10 protein-coding genes are annotated in these 16,086 nt (G+C 71.9%); 8 read left to right on the top strand and 2 right to left on the bottom strand.

The window, feature by feature from the left end; genetic code table 11:
* Positions 1-138: 138 nt before the first annotated feature.
* Both ACZ69M_RS44575 and ACZ69M_RS44580 read left to right on the top strand, forming a co-directional pair.
* On the top strand, positions 139-1,659 hold the full coding sequence (locus tag ACZ69M_RS44575; RefSeq protein WP_470059272.1) for an amino acid permease: 1,521 nt from the start codon (positions 139-141) through the stop codon (positions 1,657-1,659).
* A gap of 74 nt (positions 1,660-1,733) precedes the next feature.
* Positions 1,734-3,200, top strand: a complete 1,467-nt coding sequence (locus tag ACZ69M_RS44580; RefSeq protein ID WP_470059274.1) for an ArnT family glycosyltransferase — start codon at positions 1,734-1,736, stop codon at positions 3,198-3,200.
* 103 nt (positions 3,201-3,303) lie between these two features.
* On the opposite strand, the gene ACZ69M_RS44585 is transcribed toward ACZ69M_RS44580, so the two are convergent.
* The gene (locus ACZ69M_RS44585) at positions 3,304-3,678 is read right to left on the bottom strand and encodes a PIN domain-containing protein (RefSeq protein WP_470059275.1); all 375 of its coding nucleotides are present in this window, start codon (positions 3,676-3,678) and stop codon (positions 3,304-3,306) included.
* A gap of 179 nt (positions 3,679-3,857) precedes the next feature.
* Between ACZ69M_RS44585 and ACZ69M_RS44590 the strand changes: the two genes are divergently transcribed.
* Positions 3,858-4,982, top strand: coding sequence for a PLL family lectin (locus tag ACZ69M_RS44590; protein WP_470059276.1), 1,125 nt, complete (start codon positions 3,858-3,860; stop codon positions 4,980-4,982).
* Positions 4,983-5,415: 433 nt separating this feature from the next.
* On the opposite strand, the gene ACZ69M_RS44595 is transcribed toward ACZ69M_RS44590, so the two are convergent.
* Complete coding sequence (locus tag ACZ69M_RS44595) at positions 5,416-6,519, bottom strand: LCP family protein (protein ID WP_470059277.1); 1,104 nt, start codon at positions 6,517-6,519, stop codon at positions 5,416-5,418.
* Positions 6,520-6,966: 447 nt separating this feature from the next.
* Between ACZ69M_RS44595 and ACZ69M_RS44600 the strand changes: the two genes are divergently transcribed.
* Genes ACZ69M_RS44600 through ACZ69M_RS44620 form a run of 5 tightly spaced genes read left to right on the top strand, consistent with a single transcriptional unit; the run spans position 6,967 to position 16,071 of the window.
* Positions 6,967-8,631 (top strand): stealth family protein, encoded by a 1,665-nt coding sequence (locus ACZ69M_RS44600; RefSeq protein ID WP_470059279.1) that lies wholly within the window; start codon positions 6,967-6,969, stop codon positions 8,629-8,631.
* 15 nt (positions 8,632-8,646) lie between these two features.
* A complete protein-coding gene (locus ACZ69M_RS44605) occupies positions 8,647-10,260 on the top strand; it encodes a sugar phosphotransferase (RefSeq protein WP_470059281.1) in 1,614 nt (537 codons plus the stop codon).
* Positions 10,257-12,020: a stealth family protein gene (locus tag ACZ69M_RS44610; RefSeq protein WP_470059283.1), complete on the top strand. Its 1,764-nt coding sequence runs from the start codon at positions 10,257-10,259 to the stop codon at positions 12,018-12,020. Before ACZ69M_RS44605 ends, ACZ69M_RS44610 begins: the two co-directional genes overlap by 4 nt.
* Positions 12,017-14,113, top strand: coding sequence for a glycosyltransferase family 4 protein (locus ACZ69M_RS44615; RefSeq protein WP_470059284.1), 2,097 nt, complete (start codon positions 12,017-12,019; stop codon positions 14,111-14,113). The genes ACZ69M_RS44610 and ACZ69M_RS44615 overlap by 4 nt, the downstream gene beginning before the upstream one ends.
* Positions 14,110-16,071, top strand: coding sequence for a hypothetical protein (locus tag ACZ69M_RS44620; protein ID WP_470059286.1), 1,962 nt, complete (start codon positions 14,110-14,112; stop codon positions 16,069-16,071). The genes ACZ69M_RS44615 and ACZ69M_RS44620 overlap by 4 nt, the downstream gene beginning before the upstream one ends.
* Positions 16,072-16,086: the final 15 nt, after the last annotated feature.

Raw genomic sequence — 16,086 nt, forward strand, 5'->3', positions numbered from 1 at the left:
CGCAGGTCCATTGGGCCGGTCTCGCCACCCCGCACGGGTGGCGAAACCGGCCCATTTGCGTGAACCCGACCGCACAGGGGCATGCGCGGTACACGCCCCCTCGATCATGTCGAGGACACCCAGCGTGGAGGTAGGCCCGTGAGCAGCACCCTCTTCAGGACGAAGAAGGTCGAACAGTCGATCTTGGACACTGAGGAGCCGGAGCACGCACTCAAGAAGTCGCTGTCGGCTCTGGATCTCACCGTCTTCGGCGTCGGTGTCATCATCGGGACCGGCATCTTCGTCCTCACCGGCAAGGTCGCCAAGGAGAACGCGGGCCCCGCGGTCTCGCTGGCGTTCGTCGTCGCGGGTGTCGTCTGCGCCCTGGCGGCGCTGTGCTACGCGGAGTTCGCCTCCACGGTCCCGGTGGCGGGGTCCGCGTACACCTTCGCGTACGCCTCGCTCGGTGAGCTGCCCGCCTGGATCATCGGCTGGGACCTGGTGCTGGAGTTCGCGCTCGGTACGGCGGTGGTGGCCGTCGGCTGGTCGGGGTACGTGCGCTCGCTCCTGGACAACGCGGGCTGGCATCTGCCGGGCTATCTCAGCGGGCGTGAGGGGTCCTCCGGGTTCGGCTTCGACATCCTCGCCGCCGCGCTGGTGCTGGTGCTCACCGCGATCCTCGTCATCGGCGTGAAGCTGTCCGCCCGCGTCACCACGGTCGTCGTCGCCGTCAAGGTCACCGTCGTGATGATCGTGATCATCGCGGGCGCCTTCTTCATCGTGGGCGACAACTACACGCCCTTCATCCCCAAGGCGCAGGCCCAGGAGGCGGGCGGCAGTCTCAAAGCCCCGCTCGTCCAGCTCATCTTCGGCTACACACCCACCAACTTCGGCGTGATGGGCATCTTCACCGCCGCCTCCGTCGTCTTCTTCGCCTTCATCGGCTTCGACGTGGTGGCGACGGCCGCCGAGGAGACCAAGAACCCGCAGCGGGACATGCCGCGCGGCATCCTGGGCTCGCTCTTCATCTGCACCGCTCTCTACGTGGCCGTGTCGATCGTCGTCACCGGCATGCAGAGGTACGACCGGCTGTCCATCGACGCCCCGCTCGCCGACGCTTTCAAGGCGACCGGGCACCCCTGGTTCGCGGGCGTCATCAGCTTCGGCGCCGCCGTCGGTCTGACCACGGTCTGCATGATCCTGCTGCTCGGCCAGACCCGGGTCTTCTTCGCGATGAGCCGCGACGGACTGCTGCCGCGGTTCTTCTCCCGGGTCCACCCCAGGTTCCGCACCCCGCACCGGCCGACCATCCTGCTCGGTGTGATCATCGCGATCGTGGCGGGCTTCACCAGCCTCAGCGAACTGGCCGAACTGGTCAACATCGGTACGCTCTTCGCCTTCGTCGTCGTCGCGATCGGCGTCGTCATCCTCCGCCACACCCGCCCCGACCTGCACCGCTCCTTCCGCACCCCGCTGGTCCCGCTCGTCCCGATCGTCTCCGTCCTCGCCTCGCTCTGGCTGATGCTCAACCTGCCGGCCGAGACCTGGCTGCGGTTCGCGGTCTGGATGGTGATCGGCTTCGTCGTCTACTTCCTGTACAGCCGCTCGCACAGCCGTCTCGAGCGGCACGACGGGACGACCGAGGCCGCGGTGCACCCGCCGCGCCCCAACACCGAGTAATCGGCCGCTATTGATGCTCCGGCCCCGTATGTCCCGCTTCGGCGGAGACCGCGGGGCCGGATAGCGTGCACCGTATGCTCGCCGGGCTCCTGGAAACACCACGCTCCGCAGCCGCGTCACGGATGTCGGGCCCCGGCTACTGGAGACGTCTGCTGCCGGTCCTCGGGGTGCTGGTCTGTCTCACCCGGGCCCCCTCCTTCGTACGGCCGCTGTGGAACCCCGACGAGGGCTATCTCGCCGTACAGGCGCGGATACTGGCGGGCGGGGGAGAGCTGTACGAGACCGTCGTGGACCGCAAGCCGCCGCTCGTGCCGTGGCTGTACGAGGCGGCGTTCGCGGTGTTCGGCTCCGGTTCGCTGACCTCCGTGCGCGTCCTCGCGATCGTGGCCCAGTTGTCGACCGCCGTGCTGCTGGCCTCGCTGGCCCGGCGTCGCTGGGGCGATCCGGCCGGGCGCACGGCCGGGGTGCTGTACGTGCTGGTCTCGATCGGGCTCAACCCCGAGGACGCGCAGGCGGCGACCTTCGAGGTGTTCATACTGCCCTGCACGGCGGCCGCGATGTGGTGCGCCGACCGGTGCCGCTGGGGCGCCGCGGGGGTCGCCGTGGCGTGCTCCTTCCTGACCAAGCAGACCGGCGGGGTGGTGCTCGTGCCGGTGCTGTGGATGTTGTGGCGGCAGGAGACGCCGCCTCGAAAAGGCCTGCTGTGGCTGGGAGTCGGCGTGGTCACCCCGGTCCTCGGTGCGGCGCTGCTGACCACCCCGGCGGGTTTCCTGTTCTGGACGGTCACCGGTTCGGGTGCCTACGTCTCCTTCACGGGCTCCGAACTCCGCGTACTGTCAAGGGGGTTGACCAACACGGGGATCCTCGCGGCGGCCTGCGCGGGCCTGATCCCGCCGATCCTGCGGGCGTTGCGCGTGGCTCGCACCGGCGCGACCGAACTCTGGCTGTGGCTCGGCTCGTCGGCGGTGGCGGTCCTGGTCGGCTTCCACTTCTTCGGCCACTACTACCTTCAACTCATCCCGTCCGTAGCCCTGTTGGCGACGGCCGCGCTCCAGGTCCTGCCCCGCGACCGCCTGGTGACCGCCGTCTTCGCCTCGGTCGGCTGCTGCGCGCTGTTCCTGGCCTGGGGTCTGCTCGCGCCGCGGCCCGAGCTCGGCCACGCCCAGCGCCTCGCCGCGGCCCTGGACCACCGCACGGATCCCGGGGACCGCGTCCTCGTGTGGGGCATACACCCGGAGACGTACTGGCTGGCGAACCGGACCCCCGCCAGCCGCTATCTGACCGCCGGGCTCCTCACCAACTACAGCGGGGGCCGCGACGGTCCCCAGGTGGGCGAGAAGTACGCCGTCGAGGGCGCCTGGCCGGTGTTCCGCGAGGAACTGACGGCCCACCCACCGGCCCTCGTCGTCGACGACTCCCGGGGCAAGCCGTACACCCCGGACCGGGTGAGCTCGCTGCGCCGGCTGCTGGCCGCGGGGTACGAGGAGGCGGGCACGGTGGACGGGGCGGTGCTGTACGCCCGCGCGGGGCGGCCGGACTGACGCCGGGGCCGCGCCGCGCACGCGGCTCGCCCCACCCGCTCGCCCCGGGCTCGCCCACCCGCTCGCCCGCTGATCTGTTCGGGCCCAGCGGTCGCGCGCCGGCTCAGGAGGGCCCCCGTACGGTCCGGGGTCCCGCCACCTCCGCGCCCGACTCGGTGACCCTGCGCCGCAGTTCACGGTCCGCCGTGATGACCAGGACGGGGCGGTCACCGGCCTCGGTCACCACCTCCACGATGCGGTCGTCGCCGCTGCCGGTTGCCGCCACGACCCGGACACCGGGGACGGACTCCACACCCTTGGCCGCGCCCTCCACCACGAGGACCAGCTCCACCGGACCCTCGTGCCCGCGCAGTCCGTCCCGGGCGAGCCGGTCCCGCAGCCGCTCCGCGGCACCCCGGCGGTCGCGCCACCAGCCGTCGGGGACGGAGCCGACGACGTTGGCGGCGTCGATGATCACGAGCAGAGGCTGGTCGGTCATCCGGCCAGCATCACACGAGCAGCCTGGGGACATCCGTTGGGACAGTCGTTTGAACGGCCGTCACGCGGGCTTGAGGAAACGTTCATCCTATGATGGGGCGCGCTCGGCCTCCCGCGTGCCCGCACGCGGAGGCGGCAGGGGAGCCGCGCCGAGTGTCATGGGAAAGGGCAGGTCACGTCATGCGGACCAGATCCGGGCGCGCTGCCGTCCGGGGCAGAGCGAGGGTCGACGCCGACGCACCCGGGGGAGCCGGGCGGCACGTGGCGGACACCGTGGTCGGCGGCCCCTGGCTGGTCCTCGGCAAGGACGGCAGACTCAGCGCGTACGCCCACGGCCGTGCGGGGCTGCTGCGCTGGACCGAGGCCCGGCGGGGCGGCTCGCGGTGGACGGGCCCGGACGTCTTCCCGGCGGCCGATCTGACGTGGGTGTCCGTGGCCCAGGGAGCCGACGGTTACGTCCACTTCCTCGGCCGGCGCGAGGTCCGCAAGGGGGACGGACCGCCCGCCGTCGAGATCGTCCACGCCATCCAGTACCAGACCGACCGCCCCGTCACCGAGTGGCGCTCGCTCGGCAATCCGCACAAGGACCGGGACAAGGCGGCGCGGCTCGGCGTGCCGTCCGCAGCGGTGAGCCCGGACGGCACGGTGCATGTCTTCGTGCGCAACGCCGGGGGCGGTGTGATGCTGCGCCGGGAGCTGCCGGGCGGCAAATGGGGCCCCTGGACCGACCTCAAGGGCAGCCGCGTACAGGATCCGGTGGCCGCGGTGGTCCATCCCTCCGGTCGTGTGGAGGCGATGGCCGGGGGTGACGGCTGTGTCATGCGCTGGGTCCAGGAGGAGCCCGGCGGGGACTTCCGGCAGGCCCTCAACATCCCGCTCGCGGTGGCTCCCGGCAGCGCCGTCGCACTGGCGACCGGGCCCGACCGGGCGACGTACTACTGGACCGACCCGGCCACCGGCGGGATCGTCGCGCACCGGCCGGGGAGTTGGGTGATCCCGCTGGGCGGCGCGCCGGCCGGGGAACCCGTGGTGGCACTCCGCGCGGTCCTCGACGGCTACGACTGCACGGTGCTGGCCCATCGCGACTTCGACGGTCAGCTCATGCTGGCCGCCTGCGGCACGGAGAACGAGCAGGCCGGGCTGTGGTGGTCACCCACCGGCGAGCGCGGCGTGGGCGCACCGGCGGCGGCCCTCGACGCCTACGGGCGGGTCGTGCTCGGGATGATCGGCGCGGACGGTGCGATGTGCGTTGCGCGGCAGAACGGTGACGGGGGTCTGGTGATGGCCCCGTCCATCCGCCTCTGACGGCGCCACCGACGGAGTGCCACCGGCGGAGTGCCGCGGGCGGGCTGGGCCCGATCGGCCGGACCTGGCGGAGTGCCGCTGGCGGGCTGGGCGCGATCGATCGGACTTGGCGGAGTGTCACCGGCGGGCTGGGCCTGATCGGCCGGACTTGGCGGAGTGTCACCGGCGGGCTGGGCCTGATCGGCCGGACTTGGCGGAGTGTCACCGGCGGGCTGGATCCGATCGACCGGACCCGACCGACCGCCACCCACGGACCGCCGCCGAAGGACCGGCACCCAAGACCTGGACCGGGCGTGCGCTTCGAGTGGCTCGGGCTGGGCGGGTTCCGCAACGCACCGGGCCCCGCGCAGAGTCCGGCCCGTTGTCCAGCTCCTGGCGTTGTCGCCGCAGGGCGTCGGGAGGGTCGGCCGGTGCGGGGCCCGCACGCCGTCCGTCAGGACTTGGTGCCGCCCGTCGCGGGTGACTGCTTGGCCGACTCGGGGACGGTCTCGTCCTCGCGCAGGGCCTTCCAGAGTCGGCCGGCCTGCGGCTGCGCGGCGACGACCCGGTTGGGGTCCTGGGTGTCGTACTGGACGGGCAGCATGATCGTTTCCATGCTGGCGGGGTCGATGGCCTTCAGGCTGCCCCCGTACTTGGCGAGCTTGGTGAGGGAGCCCAGGCCGGAGTCGGTGGTCAGCGCCTTGGTGGCGGAGCTGGCGATGTCGTACAGCTTCGTCGGGCTGCCCAGCACGTCCTGGCGCTTGACCTCGGCGAGCACGGCGAGCATGAACTTCTGCTGGAGCCCGATGCGGCCGAGGTCGCTGCCGTCGCCGTAGCCGTAACGGGTGCGGACGAGCTTGAGGGAGTCGGTCCCGTCCAGGTGGTGGGTGCCCGCGGTCAGGTCGAGGCCGGTCTTGGAGTCCTTGATCGCCTCGTCGAGCTTGATCGTCACCCCGCCGAGTGCGTCCACGAGGTCCTTGAACCCGGCGAAGTCGATCTCCATGTAGTGGTCCATGCGGATGCCCGAGATCGACTCGACGGTCTTCACCACGCAGGTCGGACCGCCCAACGAGTAGACCGAGTTGAACATCACGCGCTTCGCCGCGGGCAGTTGTCCGCCGGAGGCGGTGGTGCAGGCGGGGCGGCTGACGAGCGTGTCGCGGGGGATGCTCACCGCGGTCGCGCGCGAGCGCCCCTCGGGTATGTGCACCACCAGCGCGGTGTCGGAGCGCGCGCCGCTCACCTTCCCGGTGTTGAGGGAGGCGTTGGCGCCGGACCGGGAGTCCGAGCCGAGCACCAGCAGATTCTGGCCACTGGTCGGCACCTTCTCGGGGCGGTCGTCCCCGAGCGCCTTGTCGATGTCGACGTCGGAGAGGTTCGAGTTGAGGCTCTCGTACATCCACCAGACCGTTCCGCCCGCCCCCAGCAGGACGACGGCCAGGCCCAGGGCGATCCAGCGCCACACCCGGCGGCGCCGCGGCGGCTTGCCGTCGCGCTTCGACGGCGCGCGCCTGGATCTACGGGGGCCCGACTCCGTCTCCGTCAGGGCGTGCGTCATTCCGCGGTGTCCTCTCGCTGCCGGCTCGGTGCCGAAAATCGAACGGGGGAGGGCACGAGTGGGGGGAGAGGCCGAGCCCGAAGCGGCTCACGTGCCGCGATGTGGCTGAACTATAGACCGACTTTCGAACAAGCTCGGCGGCGGTCGATTCATGAGGGCGTTACCGGAGGTTCACGCCGGGCATGGACAGCTGTGTGTCTTCTGTCATTTGTGATCACTGTTGACAGTTGATGATTCACCTAGTGATGATGTGCCAGACCTGTGAAGGTTAAAACTTTGGTGTGAATGGCGCCGTCGCTGTTGACGGTGTGGACGCGGTCGCGGATTCGAGCCGGGGGGCACGAGGGCGGGCGACCGTGAAGGTGCTCGCCGTCGGTTTCCGGCCAGGCGAGGAATGAGGAGGGTGGCTGTGCCGCTGCATGCGTCTGCCCATGAGGGGCAGCGGGTGTGACGACCGTTTCCGACCCCGCCGTCCATCGGGCGGTGGGTGACTCCGGCGGTGCCTCGGGGGCTCGCACCGGTGCCGCCGGGCAGGCCTCCGCCCGGCCGGGGCACACCGCGCCCGACCCCGAACGGGGCGACGTCTACGTCGAGCCCGGCCTGACCCCGCTCGGTGCCCGCGAGGCGAACCGCAGTGCCCTCACCGCGCTGCTCGCCTCCGCCGGCGTCGGGTACTTCGCGGTGCGCGGCATCTCGGACCACGGCACCGTCGTCGCCGTCGCCGAGGAGGACCGCGAGCGGGTGCTCGGTGTGCTGTTCCGGGGACTGAGCCAGTACCCGGGACACCTGAGCGTCACCGATCCCGACAGGCCCCGCCAGGCCCGCCCGGTCTCCTCGCGCGACCCGAAGGCCTGGCGCGAGGTCGCCACCGCGCGCATCCTCCAGGTCAGCTGGTCGCGCACCGACCCCGGCCGCCATCTGCTGCTCGGCCACGAGTACGGCTGCGCGATCGAGTTCTGGCAGCGTCAGGGCACCCATCTCGTGGCGCCCCGCGCCAACCGCGTCACCTGGGCGGTCGCCGCCGACGGCGTGAACGTCCTGGGCGCCGCCCGGCTGTTCAGCCGGTTCGTGTCGGACTGGACCGAGCGCCGCCTCGCGCCCGCGCTCGCCACCCGGCCCGAGTTCCTGGTGAACTGCGCCGACGACATCGCGTTCCCCGTCGACGCCGTCTACACCTGGGTGGACGGCAACGATCCCGCCTGGAAGCAGCGCAAGGCGCAGGCGAAGGGCGAAGTCTACCACGCGGAGTCGGCGAGCGACGCGCGCTTCATCAGCCGCGACGAGCTGCGCTACTCGGTGCGCTCGCTGCATCTGTTCGCGCCCTGGATCCGCAACGTCCACATCGTCACCGACGACCAGGTCCCGGACTGGCTGCGCGAGGACCTGCCGGGTGTGCGCATCGCCACCCATCGTGAGATCTTCCGCAACCCCGCGGACCTGCCCACCTTCAACTCGCACTCGATCGAGAGCCAGCTCCACCACATCGAGGGGCTCGCCGAGCACTTCCTGTACTTCAACGACGACATGTTCATGGGCCGCCCGGTGGCGCCGCACGCCTTCTTCACCCCGAGCGGCACCGCGCGCTACTTCCCCTCCCGCAACCGCATCCCGCAGGGGCCGGTCGTCGCGACCGACACCCCGGTCGACGCGGCCTGCAAGAACAACCGCGCGCTACTGAAAAAACGTTTCGGCAGGGTGATCACCCAGCCCATGGAACACATCCCGTACGCCCTGCGCCGCAGTGCGATGGAGGAGGCCGAACGGGACTTCCCCGAGGCCTGGGCGCGGACTTCCGCGAGCCGCTTCCGCGCGATGACGGACCTCTCACCGACCTCGTCATTCGCGCTCTACTACGCGGCGCTCACCGGACGGGGCCAGCCGGGCTCCATGCCCTTCACCTATCTGCAACTGGCCGTGCCCGACCTGGCCGACCGGCTGCAACGACTGCTCGACGGCAGGGACCAGGACACCTTCTGTCTCAACGACGCCTTCTCCACACCCGAGGACATCGAAGCCCAGCAGGAACTGCTGGACGGATTCCTCAACGCCTACTTCCCCACCCCGAGTCCCCACGAGATCAGCCCAGACCCCACCGGTCCCCACGAGCGATGAAACGGAGTTCATGACGTGTCCGACCCGACGTCGATGAGCTCCGCGGCCCACGTCTACAAGCGACTCGTCCCCCAGCCGCTGCGCTCCGCCGCGGCCGGCACCGTCCCCCTGCGGGTCCGCCGCAAGGTCAAGCGCGGCCTCGCCCGGACCCTCGGCCGCCGCGAGGCACGGCTGCACCGACGTGCCCTGCGCCGGGTGCGCAAGGCGGAGTTCGGGCACTCCGAGCGCCGGATCACCGCCCCCGACGGGCGGGTGGGCCACGTCCACACCGGCCTGACGATCGACCTCGCCCGCCGCCTCGACCACGACCTTGTCACCTTCGCGCTGGACGCAGCCGACATCCCGTGGTTCGCGGTGCCCGCGCTCGACGACCGCCGGATCTGCCTGGCCGTGGAACAAAGCGACAAGGGCGCCGTACGCCGTGCCCTGCGCGCGTTGATGGAGGAGCACACCGGATACGTCGTCTCGGTGTCCCCCGCGAAGAGCGACACCGAGACCGTCCCGGCCAGCCATCTGAAGGCCTGGAAGCACTTCGGCAAGGCCAAGGTGATCCGCCTGACCTGGCTGCGCACCGAGCCCACCGAGAACCTGTGGGTCGGTGAGGACCAGGGCATCGAGATCGAGTTCTGGACCGTCAACACCGACCTGCCCCAGGAACGGCTGGCCGGACCGCGCCCCAACCGGGTCCAGCGCACCGTCCCGAGCGACGCGCTCGGCATCGAGATCGGACTCGACCGGCTCTCCGGGTACTGCGACATCGACGGCGACATGGACCCGACGATCACGCTAGAGACCTTCGACATCCCCCGGCTGGAAGAGATCACCTTCCCCGTCGACGCGGTCCTCCTGTGGCAGGACCCCACCCCCTGGGGCGAGGAACTGCTGCGCGCCGCGCTGCGCTCGCTGCACCAGTACGCGCCCTGGGCCGACGTCGTCCACGTGCTCGCCGAGGCGCCGCTGCCGGGCTGGCTGCGCGCCGACGACCGGCTCGACATCGTCCGTGCGGCGCCGGGCGCCGAACGGGCCCTGCACCAACTGCCGGACCTCGCGGACCACTTCCTGCTGCTGCGCCCGGGCGCCCTGATCGGCCGCCCGGTCCGCCCCTTCGACTACTTCACCCCGCACGGCGCGACCCGCCCCCGGCGCGGCCCCTGGAACGCCGAGGAGTCCTTCGCCCCGTGGACCCGCGCCGCCTACACGGCCACCGGCCGCGTCACCGCGCACGGCTACACCGCGGGCCCCCAGCCCTACCACCGCGACACCCTCGCCCGGCTCGCGGCGGCCGGCACCACCCCGCCCGAACCCGCCGACGGACAGCGGCTGCCCGCCGTACCCGGCACCCACCCCATGGACGGGCTCGTCCACCACTTCGGGTACGTCGCCGGACTCGCCGACCCCTCCGGCGAGGCGTCCGTGCTGCTGCACGCGGCCCTGCCCGGGATCGAGAACCGTCTGGAGCGACTCCTCGTCCGCCGGGACACCCAGCAGATCCACCTCTTCGGCCTGGGCTCCGAAGAGGCACACCATCGGGGCGGCACCGACGCCGTCCACCACTTCCTCCGCCGCTACTTCCCCGTCGCCTCCGCCTTCGAGCACGGGGAACCCGAAGACCCGGACACGCATTCGTGAGCACTGGCAACCCCGAGGCATCCGCCGCGGTCGGGGTGTACCGCACCCTGGTCCCCACCGGCCTCAGACGCCGGATCGCACGGCGCGTGCCGATGCGGCTGCGCATGGCCCTCAAGCAGCTGCTGCGCCGGCTCCAGTCCGTCACCCTGGGAGCCCGGCTCTTCCGGGGTCTGCGGGCCCGCCGCCGCTGGCCGCGGCTGTTCGGCGAGGGCGAGCGGCTCGCGGTGCTCCCCGGCCGGGGAGCGCAGATCGCCCTCGTACGCCCCACGGTGTCGCCGCTCGGACTGCGCGAGGCCAACCTCGAACTGGTGGCGACCCTGCTGGAGGAGGCGGGCGTCGACTACTTCGCGATCCGCGGCAACTCCGACTTCCGCTCCAGCCTGGCCGTCGCCGAGGCCGACCGCGACCGGGTCCGCGGAGCCCTGGACCGCTCCGCGCGCACCGGACCCGTCTACGTGAGCGCCTGCCACGGCGACAAGGCGACGGGCCGTACCGCGCTGTGCGGCTCCAGGCGCGGCCGGCACGTCACCCACGCCTCGCGGGTGCTGCGCGTCGGCATGGTGTGGAGCGACCCGAAGGGCTCCCTCGTCCTCGGCCTGGAGTACGGCTGCGACATCGAGTTCTGGCAGCCGAGCGAAGGGCGTCTGGTGGCCCCCCGCCCCAATCGGGTCACCGAGGACGTCGCCCCCGACGAGCCCCGGGTCACCATCCCGGTCAGCCGGCTCACGGGCTTCGCCGCCCTGCACACCCGCCGCACCCGCGCGGTGCGCACCATCCGGCCGTGCGCCGACGCGCTCCCCGAGGACGTGCGCTTCCCGATCGACGTCGTCTACACCTGGGTGGACGGCAACGACCCCGCCTGGCAGCAGCGGCGCGCCGCGTTCGGACACGGCGGCTATCACACCGAGTCCGCCAACGCGGCCCGCTACATCAGCCGCGACGAACTGCGCTACTCACTGCGCGCGCTGGAGCAGAACGCCCCCTGGGTCCGCCATGTCTACGTGGTGACGGACCGCCAGCGCCCGGCCTGGCTCAACGACCGCCACCCGCGCGTCACCGTCGTCGACCACTCCGAGATCTTCGACGACCCCGGCGCGCTGCCCACCTTCAACTCGCACGCCATCGAGAGCCGGCTGCACCACATCAAGGGCCTGTCCGAGCACTTCCTCTACTTCAACGACGACATGTTCCTGGGCTGCCCCGTCACCCCCCAGGACTTCTTCCTCTCCAACGGCATGACCCGTACGTTCTTCTCGCCGTCCCAGGTGCCCCGCCGGGACCTCAGCCAGGGCGACCGCCCCGTCGACGCCGCGGGCAAGAACAACCGGCGCCTCATCCTGGACAACTTCGGCTCGGCCATCGTCCAGAAGCTGCGGCACGCACCCTACGCCCTGCGGCGCAGCGTCCTTCAGGAGATCGAGCGCGAGTTCGCCGACGCCCACCGGCAGACCTCGCTCAGCCGCTTCCGCAGCGCCACCGACATCTCCATCCCGTCCTCGCTCTACCACTACTACGCCTACTTCACCGGCCGGGCGGTGCCCTCGACCATCGGCTTCGCCTACCTCGACCTGGCGAAACCCGAGATCCAGCGGCGCCTGGGCATCCTGCTGGCCCGCCGCGACCGGCAGGCGTTCTGCATCAACGACACCCTCTCCGACGGCCAGGACACCGAACGCCAGACGGCCATGCTCAGACGATTCCTCGACGCGTACTACCCCGTGCCCAGCCCCTTCGAGCGGAAGGAACCCGAGATCCGGTGAAGATCTCCTTCCTCATCAACAACATCTACGGCATCGGGGGCACCAACCGCACGGTCATCAACCTCGCCGAGGCGCTCGCCGTCCGCCACGACGTGGAGATCGTCTCCGTCTTCCGGCGGGCGACCACCACCAAGTTCGAGATCTCGCCGCGGATCACCGTGCGCGCCCTCGTCGACCTGCGCCCCGGCTCCGCCGACCGCGGCGCCGCCGGCAGCGACGAACCGAGCGAAGTGGTGCCGCGCCAGGAGGAGTTCTACGCGCAGTACAGCAGGTTCACCGACGGGCGCATCATCCGCGACCTGCAGAAGACGGACGCCGACGTCGTCGTCGGCACCCGCCCCAGCCTCAACCTCTTCGTCGCGGCCCACACCCGCGACGGCGCGCTGCGCGTCGCCCAGGAACACATGACCCACCTGGCCATCCCGCCCGCCGTACGCGCGGAGATGGCCCGCGTCTACCCGCGCCTGGACGCCGTCACCACCGTCACGGAGGCGGACGCCCGGTCGTTCCTGGAGAACACCCCCATCCCCGGCATCCCCGTGGTGGGCATCCCCAACAGCGTCCCCCAGCCCGCCGTACCGCCCTCCGACTGCGCGCACAAGGTCGTCGTCAGCGCCGGCCGCATGCACCACATCAAGCGCTACGACCTCCTCATCCGCGCCTTCGGCATGCTTGCCGACGAGTTTCCCGACTGGCAGCTGCGCATCTACGGCGACGGCGGTGAGGCGGGCGAACTCCGCGCCCTGGTACGGGAGCTGGGCCTCGCCGGCCGCGCCCTGCTGATGGGCGGCTTCTCACCGATCGAGTCCGAGTGGGCCAAGGGGTCGATCGCGGCGGTCACCTCCAGCGCCGAATCCTTCGGCATGACCCTCGTCGAGGCCATGCGCTGCGGCCTGCCCGTCGTCTCCACCGACTGCCCGGTGGGCCCCCGGGAGATCCTCCGCGACGGCGAGGACGGCTTCCTCGTCCCGAACGGCGACACGGAGGCGATCGCCCAGGGCCTGCGCCGCCTCATGGCCGACGAGGCACTCCGCCGCGACATGGGCGCCGCCGCACTGCGCAACGCCGCCCGCTACGACCCCGCCGCCGTCGCCGCCCGCTACGTCGACCTCTTCGAGGACGCCGCCCGCCGCCGCGCCGCCGCCGTCCGCGGCTACCGCGCACCGGCGGGCCCCAAGGAGGCCGCCACCGCCCAGGTCACCGTGCCCCCGGTCTCCCTCGGCGCGGCCACCGTGGACGTCACCGCGGACGACGCGGGCTGGCTGCGGTTCGCCGCCGACGGTCCCGGCGAGGGGCGGCAGCGCTGGCAGTTCGTGCTGCGCCACAAACCCTCCGACGACGACCGCCGCCCCGACCTGCCGCTGCGCACCGTCCGCAGAACACTCGACAACGGCGGCACCCGCTACACGGCCGCCCTCACCCCGTCCGCCCTCGACGAACTCGGCGACGGACGCTGGCAGGTGACCATGCGCAGCCCGAAGTCGCCCATCGTGCACATGAAGGCCGGCCTGCGTGACACCCGGGCGCTCATCGACGCCCGCGCCCGCCTCATGGCCCGCCCGACGACCCGTTCCGTCGGCTGGAACCTCCCCTACGCCCAACCCAACGGCCGGCTGATGCTGCGCACCGTGCTGCGCCAGGAACACGCCGAGTGCACCTCGGTCGAGGTGACCGACACCGGCATCACCCTGGCGGGCGTCCTGTGCGGCGAGCGCCGGGTCGAGCCGGGCGCCCTCTTCGTCGTCAGCCGCCGGGGCCGGTACGCGAGGAACCTCACCGTTCCCGTCGAGATCCTGGGCCGCCAGGGGTTCCGCGCCGAGGTCCCCCTCCGCCGGATCGTGGACCTGCGCCTCGCGCGCTGGGAGGACTGGGACTGGTGGCTCCAGCCGAACCCCGCCGACCGCCGCAAGGTCCGCGTCTGCCACCTCCTCGAGGACTTCCCCGACGTCAAGGGCGCCTACGCCTATCCGTCCGTCCCGCTCGTCGGCGACGAGCCCTCCCCGTATGCCGTCGTCCACCCGGCACGCCCGGTGTGGGTACGGCCCTACTGCTCCGCCTCCGGAGCCATGGCCATGAATGTGGTGGACCGATGAACCCGACGACTCGCTCCCTCCTGCACATCGTCGCCCACCAGGACGACGACCTGTACTTCATGAACCCCGACCTCGTCAGATCCCTCCAGGACGGCGACCTCGTCACCACTGTCGTCCTCACCGCCGGCGAGGGCGACGGGATCAACGCCGACACCAACGACCCCGAACACGCCGCACTGCCACCGGACTTCACCGGCTACAGCACCGAGCGCGGCTGCGGACTGCGCTCCGCGTACGCCCGGATGGCGACCGGCGACCGCGACAGCCGCTGGGGCCGCGAACCCGTGGACCTCGTCCCGGGGTTCGCCGCCGAGCGGTTCACGCTCGTCGACCGGGACGGCGTGTGCCTGTACTTCCTCCAGCTCCACCAGGGTGCGCCCACCGACCGCGGCCGCACCCGGATCCACGAGCTGTGGGAGGGCGCCCTGCGCACCCAGGCCACGCTGCCGGTGCGCGGCTGCACGGTCGGCGAGGTGCAGCACGTCACCCGGGAACAGGTCGTCGGCGCGCTGACCGCACTGCTGGCCCACATCCGCCCCACCGTCGTACGGACCATGGACCCCGACCCCGAACACGACGGCGGCAAGGAGGAGTACGTCTGCTCCGACCACGTCGACCACACCGCCACCGCGCACTTCGCGATCGCCGCCCTCACCCGGCACCGCGAGGCGGGCCACACCCCGGTCGTCGAGCACTACCGCGCCTACGCCAACCGTTTCTGGGGCTACAACCTCGACTCGGCGGCGGTCTCGGAGAAGGCCGAGTACCTCGCCACCTACGCGGGCCTCGACGCACCCCAGGCCTGCCCGCACGGCACCTGTGAGCGGTGCGGCGACCGGCAGCTGGGTCCGAACCCCTTCCGCAGCACGCACATGCGAAGCGCCGCCTACCGCTACTCGCCCACGACCGACTGGCTGCGGCTGGGTCCCGACGGCCGGCTGAACGCCTTCGGGGTGCTCGCCGGACGGCTCGCCTTCTGGACGGAGACCGCCCCCGCGAGCGGCGAGTGGAAGGGCCCCTTCGTCCTGGGCGACGGCTGGCTCGCCCCCACCCTCGCCGTCACCGGAGTACCCGGCGGTCCCGCCGAACTCGTCGGCCTGCGCCGCCAGTCGGTGGTCGGCAGCGGGGTCACCGTCGATGTCGTCCACACTGTGCAGGATCGCGACGGCAACGGCTTCAGCGGCTGGCGGACCCTGGAGAACCCGGACTGGTCCCACGGCGACGGCCGCCGTCAGCGCGAGGTGGGCGTGCCGTCCGCCGCCGTCGACGGCATGGGCCGACTCCACGTGTTCGTGCGCGACTTCGCCCAGGGCATCAGCCTGCGACGCCGCGACACCACGGGCGCCTGGGCCCCCTGGGAGAGCCTCGGCGGTTCCTTCGTCCAGGACGCGGGTACGGCCCTGACCAGCGAGAACGGCACGGTGGAGCTGTACGTCCCCGGCAAGAACACCGTATGGCGCTGGTACCAGCCCGAACCCGGCGGCCCCTTCACCCTCGACGACACCCTCAAGACCGGCCGCCCCGCGACCGGTGGCGTCACCGCCGTCGACTCGGGCGCGGGCCGCACCTGCCTGTACTACCGGGAGGCCGGCACCCAGCAGGTCATGGCCTACCGCCGGCACGCCGACGGCCGGTGGCCCGGATCCGGCGCCGGGCTGGGCGGCCACGGAGGTACGGGCGCCGTGGCCGCGCTGTGGGCACCCGAACGCGGTGCGCGGGAGGCGTACCTGGCCCACCGGGGCAGCCGTGGCCGCCCCGTCGTGTCGCTGCCCGACCGCGACAAGGACATCTCCGGCACCCACTGGCGCGAGTCGGGCGACATGTTCACCCACGCCCCCGCGATGGCACGGGACGCCGCGGGCGCCGTCGTCCTGGCGGTCATCGGCACCGACGGGCGCCTGCACGTCCGCCGCCAGCTGTCGCCGGCCGCGGGCAGCCCCCTGGGCCCCTGGCGATGACGCGAGGGTCCCGGA

Source organism: Streptomyces sp. NPDC107454, from assembly GCF_055582885.1.